Below are 6,508 nucleotides of genomic sequence, written 5' to 3'. Positions count from 1 at the left end.
TTAGGTTATGCGTCAAGTGTCCTGTTAGCTGGATGACGCTGATTCTAAGGACTTTTCAGCTGTGAGCGGTAGTTCGAGTGTATCTTTGGCTCCGCAACTCTCTTGGGGCCGTCAATCAGGCACTTTCGCGACGGAAGCGATAGTTGCCCTTTGATACGCGCATGGCCTTGGCAATCGCCTTATTGATGTCATCGAGATTGCAAGTTTCCGGATGGAACTTGCGGCCTACCCATCGCCGCATGGCTTTGTGCTCATCATGCTCAGGATCGAGCCAGGCTTCGAGGAAGTCAGCATAGCCTGAAGTCCCACCAACATCTTCGGGAGGTCCGGAACGTTTGCCTGCGATACAGCGAGGATATTTGGCACTCTCCTCGCGCGCGACGCGCTCCAGGCGCAGCAGATGACGCCAATTATCGCCGAAGTCGTATTCGTAGAGGATCGTGAGAGGGTTTTCCTCTGGATCGTAGGGAAAGTGAAGGTCGATCATCCTGACCTCGGTCGCCTCGAAGGTCCGGCTGTCGGACAGACCGTCCTCATCGAACTCCGGAGCACCATAGATAAGACCGCCGATATTGAACTGATGCAAATGACTGTCGGTCCAGCCAAAGGCGGCCTGCAGCACCTCGTGGAGTTGAGCGAGGTTGAGAGTGATTGGCAGTTCGAGAGTGCGGCTGATCTTGGGCTCGATGCCAAGGATATGAATCTCGGCGCGCACAATGAAGCTGTCTGGATCGAAGGGGTCACGCATGCCGCAGATCATGCCGGGCATGAGTGTCGCAGGCAATGGATGGGCGACACGAACCCACAATCTTAGACGACGTCAGGTTTTTGGCCCGCGCGGGAGGGGCACCGGCTTCACCGCGCGATCACGTTCGGCGATCAGGCGGGCATTGTGACGCTTCTGCCGCTCAACCTCCGTTTCGGCTTCGAGGATGCGCTTCAGCAGGACGGCATTTTCCGTCACCATACGCCGCTCCTCGATCTGCAAGACCTGGATCAGAGCGCGCTGCTGGGCGAGTTTGTCTTCCCAGGCCGCCAGCTTCTCGGGGACGATCTTGCGATCGCTGGCGCGACGCAACTCGTCGATCATCGAGCGGTGGTTGGTGTAGATCGCGTTGCGGCCGACACGCGCTTCGCGTGCGAGCGTGGCAATGGTCAGACGGTAGGATCGCTTTTGCAGGTCCGGGTGTGTGGGCAGTCCCTTCACCAGGCGCTCCAGAGCCTCCCGGAGCTTGCGGTCGGTGTTGCGCAGGCGTTTTTCGTGCGGCGTCAGCGCCGGTGTTTTGCTGGGTTTACGCGCCATCGCGACCATCCTTTCCATGATCGAGTTCGCCAAGGATGCGATCGCATTCGACGATCCGTGTTTCCGCAACCCGGCGGCTGACCGGGTCCAGCCCGGGGTGAGCGAGAAGATCGGCATTGCGGTCGCGGCGCGCCTGCCAGACCGGTCGATGCCGGGCCGTGACGGCAAAGTTGGCGCAGGTGAGACACGTGCTTTCAGTCCGCAGCACGGGGTTGGGTCCTTTCTCGTCGCCGAAGCAGGCAGCCGTTTCGACGCGGTAGACACAATAGCCCCAGTCGCAGACCCCGAGGCGGAGGTCAGTTTCCTCCATCAGGAAACGGACATAAGCCTGGACATCGCCGTCGCGTGTGCGCCCGCGGAACTGCGAGCGAGCGGCAATCATGCGTCCACCCTTGCCGGCGAGCGTCGTCGCCGTCAGCACCTCTTCCAGGGCGGCGCGGGTTTCTTCCCGGGTATGCCGATCGATCAGGTCGTCAAGCGCGAAGTCGGTTCCGACATAGCCGCGATCGGTCATGGCCCGGGTCACATGGCCGAAGTGCGCCTGAAGCGCATGTAGTCCGGTGCGGTCGCGTTTGCCGACAAAGCGCGCAAAGGTCTTTCGGCCCTGATGGGTGTTCAGATGCCAGGGCTCGCCCTCGTGGTCCGGCAGGCCGATGAACGGTGCGAACAGATCGTTCAGCCGCCGTATGATCGTGGAGACGACGGGCAGGTCAGTTCTCGCAGCGGGACCGACAAGGCCCGTGCTGGCCATCACCAGAAAGAGCTCGGATCGCCCGCTTTGGGCCCGCAGGCGAGCGGTCAGTTGCTCCATGACCAAGACGGCCCGCTCGACGGGCGCTGGAGCAACCCAGCGATGGGCTTCGCCGTCGACGCCGCGCGCCGTCTTGTAGATCTGGCCGGCGAGATAGGCGAAGCTCTCGCTGCCATCACTGGCAGGATGCTGCTCGATGCAGCCGACCTGAAGGCCAAGGATCTCCGAGACGCGGGCGCCGACCAGATAAGCGATCACGACAAAGCAGGCGTCGTAGATGCGATCTGCAAGATACCGCACCTGCTTGGTGCTGGTGACAGGCGCTTCATGCCAGGGAGATTCCTCTCCGGACAGGGTCGAGAAGGTAAACTCCCTGATCGCGTCGGTCGCGACGAACCCGGCCTTCGTCTGGCTGATGCCCCTGGCAAGGGCATCGTCATACGCAGCCTGCGCCTGCGTTTGCAAAGCAATGACGTCGTCCGCCGGTTGTTCGATCAGCCGCAGGGCCGCCGAGACCAATGGCACGGCGACCGCGTCCGGCGTATAGGGAAGCCAGCCTCGGTCACGCCGAACGAACGGCGGCACGATTCCTGGGAATGGATCATCAATTGCCACTTCCGGGAACTTCGATCCTTGGAGATACAGAAGCGTCAGCAAATTTGCGTAGTGTTGCAGGGTCATGGTCGACAGCGCCTTGCCCGGCTTGCTGCCAGGACGCTGCGCCATCGCCGCCAAGAACCTGTCGCTGCCATCGCGGTCGAGATCGGCAAAGCTGCGGTACCCTTGCGCCGCCATCCAGCGGATCAGTGTCCTCTGCATATTAAAGATGCGGACAATCGTCGACTCGTGAACGTTGCGGCGGCCTGCAGGCGGGTCCAGCTTCAGGCTCCACAGGAACAGTTTGGCCGCCTCTCGCCAGTCGGCCCATTGCGGATCGCTGAACCGGCTGTCGTCGGCCAGGGCAAATCCCCAGTCGAGCGAGAAGTCACTCCGGTTTGCGCCGGGGCGATGGCCGTCGAGATGCCAGACCTGGTCTGACCATACCGAGCGTGCCGATATCCGAAGCGCTGGCCTTGCCGTGACTGCAAGATCGGGTGCCGTGGACGCTTGCATCGCTCACTCCAGCTCCGGCAGGATTGGCAGCGCCAACATTCGACCTTTGGCCTCCGCACGCAGCGAGGGCGGGAAGTCGGGCAGGATGTCGTCGGTCAGAATGCGCAGGCTCGGCGCATACAGAAGCTCGAAGCGGCGCGGATCGATACGCTCCCTCGTGCGCTCCAGCTCCTCCTTCGCCTGAAGAACACGCGCCATGTGCTCCGCATCGATCGGGATGATCAGTCCCGGGCAGCGCAGGCAGCCGCCGAAGTGTCGGCAGACCCTGCCAGCCGCCGATCCAGGCGCTGTGCCAGTGGCCGGGTTGAGGCAATCATGGCTGAACGGAACCGTTGCATCGCTCGTCAGCGCAATGCAGTCGAGCTGCGCCTGATCTTGCGCGTCGGACTTCTGACCGACGATCCAGCCAAGCATCAGCTCCTGCAGTCGGGCGATCGTCTCGCTCTGGATGCGGCGTGTCTGCGGCCCCTTGATGTAAAGCTCAGTCGTGTCGGCGCGAGCGTGATTGAGCACGTCTTGTGTCGCGACGATGTCGCCGCCGGACGCCTTGTAATATTCGGTGGCGACGCTGCCCCGCAGCAGAACGGCGGCAAAATCCGGCAAGAGCTGCCGGGCCCGCTCCGGCGCCGCCTTGTTCCAGATGGATATCCGGGCATTGGAGCGTTTGATGAACGCCTTCAGGGCATGCGACAAGGTCGCTTCAACGACGAGCGTCACCGCGTCCTTCTTCTCACTCTTCACCAGGAATAGCCGGCTCCGATCCTGGCGACTGGCCCGGGCCGCGAGCGGCTCGGTCATCGCCAGCAATTTATCGATTAAGTTCGGCGCCGCATGTCGCCGACGGCGGTCGAAGGATCGCCGCTGCGCGCGCTTCACCTTCGCGCCGGCCCGGGGCTTGGCCCACTCGACGATGATACGATGCTCATCCAGCGGATGCGCCACCTGGCAGTCGCGCGTGACCAGTCGCAGTGCATCCGGATTGCCCGCCGTCTGGATCGAAAGCGCGATAAAGAATGCGACGACCGTTTCGCCGGTCAGGTGAAGATAACCGCCAAGGTGACGAAGGCCGCCATGACGATTGACCGCCGATATGTTGACGCCGCTGCGGATCGCAAGCGTCCGCGACGGCAGCACGCCGGCATTCACACCCGCAAGCGCCCAGACCAGGTGGCAAAGCTCGGAATCGACGCCATCGACCGCGTCGCTCGTCGCAAGAATGCTCCGGCCTATCTCGAAGCGCTCCCACGCCTCATCGATTTCCTCATAGCACGCGCGCAGAATCGCCTTGAGGTCAGCCGCCCCAAGACGCGGCCGCGTATCGGCATTGCGGTTCGGCCAGACCCGCCACGGGAAGTCGATCCGCGACGGCAGCCGGGACGGATGCCGGCGTTTGGTCCAGTCGATCATTTGGCGAAGCTGCATCAGCACATTCGCCCGCGATCCCTTCGACCAGGGCTGGTTCGTCTGTCCTACAACCTGGCGATCCAGCCACGCGATGTAGCGCCCCACCATCGCACTGGTCAGATCGTCGGCGGACAGCACCTGGCCGTCCTCAGCCACAAAGCGCGCGAACGACCGCAGCGCCATCCAGCAATGACGCTGCGTATCGTGACTCGAGGGAGCATGATGATGGCGGAAGGCATCGGCCAGAAGCATCGCGACGTCCAACGGCAACCCGAGCCTGCCGAGATCATAGCGCTTTGTGACCTCGCCCCAGCCGTCGCGGAAGACGACGATGGTATCGGCCGGCCGATCCAGAGCGATCGGCGTCGCGACCGCCAGACGCCGGTCGATGCGCTCACGTTTAACGGTCATCGGGGATCAACTCGCCATAGAGGTAGTCGATGCTGTCGGCGAGCTCGCGGGCATTCAGCTCGACGCAGCGCAGATAGATTGCCGTGCTCTGGATTGAACTGTGCCCCAACAGGACCTGCACGATCTTCAGCGGATTGAGGTCCGGCGTGGTCAATGCCTGCCGCTGCAACCGCACCAGCATGGTCATCGCGAATGTGTGCCTCAGGTAATGCAAAGTTCCCATCACACCGGCCGCCCGGAACGCCTCTGCAAACACCGCGGTCAATCGTGTCTTGCTGACCGCGTTTCCTTGAAGATTCAGAAAGAGCGCGGAGGGCGACCGATAGTCCGCCCGTTGACGACGCAACGCCCGGACCTGCGGCGTGCGAACCTCGTCGATATAGCGCTGCGTACGGTCGACGAGGCGGATCGGCGGGTAGATCGTGCGCGGCTTGTCACCCTTGGTGATCGTCAGCGGCACGCCGATCAGCGGATGATCCTCGTCATCGAGATGCGCCGTTTCCGGGACCTGGAAGACGGCCAGGCCGCAGAGCTCCTTGCGCCGCAACCCGGTCGCCAGCGCCCATTCCGCCATCAGTCGGTAGGGCATCTCCAGGTGCGCAAAGACCCGGCGCAACTGATCGGCGCGCAACGGTCTCGGCAAACGTTCGTGCTCGGCGACCGTCAGGATGTTCGCCGCCATGACGCCCGGACGCCCATCCACATGCGCCAGGAACGATTGTCGCCGGCCAGGGCCCACCCGCACATCGACAAAGTGGAACGGCAGGCTCTCGATCCAGCCGCGGCCTTGCGCCCACGCATAGAACCGGCAGACCGTGCGGACCCGATCGTTCACCGTCGAGCGCGCGTATGGCCGCTTCGTATGCGGGCTCGGCTGTGACAGCATGCGATTGCGCCAGGCCGCTATCTCAGCCTCGCTCACGCCGCGCCAGTGGAAACCGGATTGCTCCAGGCTGTCGAACCAGTCATGCAGGTGCTCGCCATAGGTTCGGACCGTTTCCGCCGCGTGGCTGCGGCCCGGGATCGTCGCCAGTTCCATCAGCCAGGCGAACGCCGGTTCGATGATCGCCATCCGTTCCGATACCAGGATCGGAAAGCCGGCCGGGATTGCGGCATAACCCATCGCCGCCTTGATGATCCGCACCACAATCTGTCCTCTTTGCTCGCCGCCATCCGAAACAGCAAAAGACATCAAACAGGGCGCAACACCCTGCACAGCAACAAAGAAGACAGTTTCTCGAACAGGATGTTATCTTGAGCGGAGCGCCTTCGGCGCACTCTTCTCTTTTGAATGCGAGGGGTTCCCCTCGCGCTCTCCCGTTCGCCACGTGGCAGGGGTGCAGGACTTCGCCTGCACCCCATCAAAAAGCTTGTGGTGTCGCCGCCGCCTCAAGCGTTGTCCTCGCTACGCTGCGGGAACGCTTGACCCGGACGTCTGTGTGCCTTCCTCGGTATGCCCCGCGAATATCGCCCACAACCATGACGGCTGTACGAATCCAACAGGACAGTCGCGACACAGAACCTAA

General features: G+C 62.7%; 5 protein-coding genes. All 5 read right to left on the bottom strand.

Annotated features, from left to right (window positions below):
• Positions 1–115 precede the first annotated feature (115 nt).
• The gene (locus DES43_RS21790; RefSeq protein ID WP_341769888.1) at positions 116–760 is read right to left on the bottom strand and encodes a plasmid pRiA4b ORF-3 family protein; all 645 of its coding nucleotides are present in this window, start codon (positions 758–760) and stop codon (positions 116–118) included.
• Between the two features lie 60 nt (positions 761–820).
• On the bottom strand, positions 821–1,303 hold the full coding sequence (locus tag DES43_RS21785; RefSeq protein WP_133676379.1) for a hypothetical protein: 483 nt from the start codon (positions 1,301–1,303) through the stop codon (positions 821–823).
• On the bottom strand, positions 1,293–2,789 hold the full coding sequence (locus tag DES43_RS21780; protein WP_425359078.1) for a site-specific integrase: 1,497 nt from the start codon (positions 2,787–2,789) through the stop codon (positions 1,293–1,295). Before DES43_RS21780 ends, DES43_RS21785 begins: the two co-directional genes overlap by 11 nt.
• 381 nt (positions 2,790–3,170) lie before the next feature.
• Positions 3,171–4,982, bottom strand: a complete 1,812-nt coding sequence (locus DES43_RS21775; RefSeq protein ID WP_133676375.1) for a hypothetical protein — start codon at positions 4,980–4,982, stop codon at positions 3,171–3,173.
• Positions 4,972–6,174: a tyrosine-type recombinase/integrase gene (locus tag DES43_RS21770; protein WP_245514623.1), complete on the bottom strand. Its 1,203-nt coding sequence runs from the start codon at positions 6,172–6,174 to the stop codon at positions 4,972–4,974. The genes DES43_RS21775 and DES43_RS21770 overlap by 11 nt, the downstream gene beginning before the upstream one ends.
• Between the last annotated feature and the right edge of the window lie 334 nt (positions 6,175–6,508).

It is taken from the genome of Aquamicrobium defluvii (genome assembly GCF_004363725.1).
GTDB classification, from domain to species: Bacteria; Pseudomonadota; Alphaproteobacteria; order Rhizobiales; family Rhizobiaceae; genus Mesorhizobium; species Mesorhizobium defluvii.
This window is presented reverse-complemented; position numbering and strand designations above follow the sequence as displayed.

What these genes read in the sequence shown, in the direction of transcription:
- DES43_RS21790 (WP_341769888.1), bottom strand. Translation starts at nt 760, where the DNA reads ATGATCTGCGGCATGCGTGACCCCTTCGATCCAGACAGCTTCATTGTG.
- DES43_RS21785 (WP_133676379.1), bottom strand. Translation starts at nt 1,303, where the DNA reads ATGGCGCGTAAACCCAGCAAAACACCGGCGCTGACGCCGCACGAAAAA.
- DES43_RS21775 (WP_133676375.1), bottom strand. Translation starts at nt 4,982, where the DNA reads ATGACCGTTAAACGTGAGCGCATCGACCGGCGTCTGGCGGTCGCGACG.
- DES43_RS21770 (WP_245514623.1), bottom strand. Translation starts at nt 6,174, where the DNA reads ATGTCTTTTGCTGTTTCGGATGGCGGCGAGCAAAGAGGACAGATTGTG.